Source organism: Streptomyces sp. NPDC059456 (genome assembly GCF_042750055.1).
In the GTDB taxonomy this organism is placed as follows: Bacteria; Actinomycetota; Actinomycetes; order Streptomycetales; family Streptomycetaceae; genus Streptomyces.
In genome coordinates this window covers 6,392-9,528 of record NZ_JBHYVA010000301.1, presented here as the reverse complement: position 1 = coordinate 9,528, position 3,137 = coordinate 6,392, and the positions used below count along the sequence as shown (strand labels likewise).

Below are 3,137 nucleotides of genomic sequence, written 5' to 3'. Positions count from 1 at the left end.
GAGTTGGGGCAGCTGGGCCGCGAGCCCGAATGTGAAGGTCGTCAGCGGTGATTTCAATGCTGATGGCAAGACCGATCTCGCTCTGACCGGTGCTACCGACCCGGACTGCCTGCCGGTGGCGACGTCCAAGGGTGACGGGACCTTCACCACCACCTGCAACGCCCCCGTCGGTGGTTACTGGGGTTTTTGGGCTTCCTCGCCCGGCGTGAAGGTCGTCAGCGGTGATTTCAATGGTGATGGCAAGACCGATCTTGCTCTGACGGGTGCTAGCGGCTGGGACTGCTTGCCGGTGGCGACGTCCAAGGGTGACGGCAAGTTCGACGTTACCTGTGGGGCGCCTGGGCTGAGTTGGGGCAGCTGGGCCGCGAGCCCGAATGTGAAGGTCGTCAGCGGTGATTTCAATGCTGATGGCAAGACCGATCTCGCTCTGACCGGTGCTAGCGGCTGGGACTGCCTGCCGGTGGCCACGTCCAAGGGCGACGGGACCTTCACCACCACCTGCAACGCCCCCAAGGGCGGCTACTGGGGCTTCTGGGCCTCCTCGCCCGGGGTGACCGTGATCTAGTACCGCCATCGCTTTCCAAGACGAGGTCACAGCCCCACGGGCTGTGACCTCGTCGCCGCATGGTCCTCCCGCCGAGCCGGCGCCCCTACCTGACCTGCGGGCTCGTCGCTCGCCGCCGCCCGGACCTCGATCACCGGCGACACCGTTCTCCTGCCGCCCCTTCTCGGCGCACCCGCCCCATCGACACACATCGACGCGGCCTACGGACCGGGCACCGTCACAGACTTCGACCGCACGGTACGTTCTTCCTTCCGTGTCCGGACAGCCGCCGAGCAGGTCCGATCGAAAGCGCTGCCTCGGTCCTCGCCATCGCAGAAGTCACCCGTGTCCTCCCAATCGCCGGCCGTCAGGTGGTGCGAGAGCGGTGGCGGGACCGCACTCAAGCCCCCGAGGTCCGGCTGGATGATTGCGGTGACCCGTGGGCTCCGCACCTCTGACAGGGAGAGCAAGCCACCAGCACCGGCTGTTCATTCAATGCCAGCCAGCTCGCTGTTGCCCCTGCCTTCCTTGTGCTTGTTCCGTGAGAGGCTGCCCGGCGAACACCAGGACATGGATGGAGAGCTGGCGGGATGGGTTTCGAGGGCGAAGTCTGGCGACTGATGCGGCAGGAGGATCTGCTCGGCGAGATCGTGATTGACGAGGCCGACTTTCCATGGCTGAACGGTCGCTTCGTTCCAACGCCGACGTTCGGAGAGGTGAAGCCGTGGTTCGACGAGTCGCTGGCTCTGATGGAGGCGGAGGAGTACGAGCAGTTCGACGACTCGTACGACCGGATCGCGGACACCTTGTCGTTGGAGGCTCCGTCCGGTCCGGTCGCGGAGTTCCTTCTGCACATCAGTGACGCTCGCGCTTCGTTCAGGTGGAGTGACGAGCCGTTCGATGATGCCTGAGCCCGCCAGGCCCTGGGGAACTGCGTGACCACAGACCGTGGGGAATGACGCCGCCGTCGAGGCGAAGATGAGCACGGGGTGCGGGGCGGTAGCCCAGGCGGGACGTGTACCAACCCCGGTTCGGTCCGTGGCAGTCCGGGGAGGGGTACCGGCGGGGGCGGTCTGGCAAGGCTGAAGCGCATCGTTGTCCAGGCCGATTGCTTGATCGCGCGGGGGCAGTCGTGTCGTTGCTCATCTGGGTCTGATGGGCAGGCCCGTCCGGCGAGGCAGCCCTCCACGAGGTCACTGCGGTACTGGATGTGTCGCAGGCCGCGCCGGATGCGCTGGATGAGCTGTTCGGGTGCCGAAGGCGACGCTGGAGAGCCGGCCGCGTCGCAAATGGGACCGGATCCCTTCGACGGGGTTGAGGCCGGGTGCGCACGGCGGCCGGCAGCAGACGGTCAGCAAGTCCCGGGCTTGGGTGAACTCCTCCTGGTCGGCGGCTTTGTGGACGTTCAGGTCGTCCCGGGCGAGCAGGATCGGCCACCGACCTGCTGGTGCGCTGCGATCAGCAGACGCCAGGAGAAGCGGGCGCCCGTCGCGCCGGCCGCCGTCCCGGCGCAGCCGGACGATCACCCGGGACCGGTGGCCGTGTTTGCAGCAGGTCGGTGTGGCAATGGACACCCGTCTGCGGGCACAGCCGCAGACGCGCACCACCGAGGTCCGGGCGTGCTGCCACCCGGTCTCGAGCACCGCGGCCGCGCTCTGGACTTCGGCCGCCCGCCCGAGCACGACCTCCGCCACATCCGCACAGTCCGTCGTGGACGCGATCTTGCATGTCGGCCTGACCGGCGTTCGGTGACGCCGTCTCCCTGATGGCGTCCCGAACCTTCTGCGGGATCAGATTCGTCCAGCCCAAAGCGCTGTCAGCGGGGCGGTTCCAGGACGTCGGGAGTGCCGTTCCCACGGCGGGATCGCAGGCAGCAGGAAGGTACGATTGCTTCGACGCCCCGGACACCAGCGGACTCTCGATGGGCTGGCGCGGGACCTTAGCCGTCGACGTCCCGTCGACCATCGGTAGCAGCGTTGCGGTCGTGGGATGCCGACGTGGCGTCGTGCCGGCCCGGCCGGGTGGGGACATCGGGGGGCCGTTCCACTGGCTGGTCGAGGGCGGCTTGTCCGTTCCCCGGAGCCGGTACGCGACGAGCCGGCCCGTGCGTGACCGCGGCGGGTACTTGACCGCGGCGGGGACTTGATCGTGCGGCTCCCCCCCGCAGGGCGGGCCGCACCAGCCGGCTACTGGCTGGTGTCGCGGGTTTCGCCGTTCCGCTTGCGGATGGAAGTCCAGATCTTCTTGGCTGTGTATCCGAGCACGGCGATAAGGATCGCGGCGACGACGTTGCCGAGGACGTCGTGGGTGGGGAAGGCGTACAGCGTGGACCGGCTCATGATGCTCTCCTTGGCCGTGGGTCCGATCGGGTGAGCAGAGCTTCGCCCCGGGAACGGTGTCCAAGGGCTGACCTGGAACGTTGTGCCAGGTCAGGTGGCATGCGAGCGTGGTCATCGCGTGGTCACGGGTGGACGGAACGACGGGGGAGGGGTGCGGTGGCACCGCAGCGGGAGATCGACGAGGACACGGCGGGCGGGCCACAGGGCCGCGAGCGGGTCGACGAGTCCAGCGCCCCCCCCGTACCGCCTGCGGG

Annotated in this window: 3 protein-coding genes; 2 read left to right on the top strand and 1 reads right to left on the bottom strand. The window is 68.1% G+C overall.

Annotated features, from left to right (window positions below):
• Together ACFXA3_RS24180 and ACFXA3_RS24175 are read left to right on the top strand one after the other, a co-directional pair.
• Positions 1-565: FG-GAP repeat domain-containing protein (locus tag ACFXA3_RS24180; protein WP_385190011.1), on the top strand; the 565-nt coding region annotated here is incomplete at its 5' end.
• A 569-nt stretch (positions 566-1,134) separates the two neighbouring features.
• Positions 1,135-1,455, top strand: a complete 321-nt coding sequence (locus ACFXA3_RS24175; RefSeq protein WP_385190009.1) for a hypothetical protein — start codon at positions 1,135-1,137, stop codon at positions 1,453-1,455.
• A 1,275-nt stretch (positions 1,456-2,730) separates the two neighbouring features.
• Here ACFXA3_RS24175 and ACFXA3_RS24170 read toward each other — a convergent pair.
• Positions 2,731-2,883, bottom strand: coding sequence for a hypothetical protein (locus tag ACFXA3_RS24170; protein ID WP_385190007.1), 153 nt, complete (start codon positions 2,881-2,883; stop codon positions 2,731-2,733).
• Positions 2,884-3,137 lie beyond the last annotated feature (254 nt).

Bases quoted from the DNA above. Each gene is read 5' to 3' on its own strand.
- ACFXA3_RS24175 (WP_385190009.1), top strand. From the start codon at position 1,135: ATGGGTTTCGAGGGCGAAGTCTGGCGACTGATGCGGCAGGAGGATCTG.
- ACFXA3_RS24170 (WP_385190007.1), bottom strand. From the start codon at position 2,883: ATGAGCCGGTCCACGCTGTACGCCTTCCCCACCCACGACGTCCTCGGC.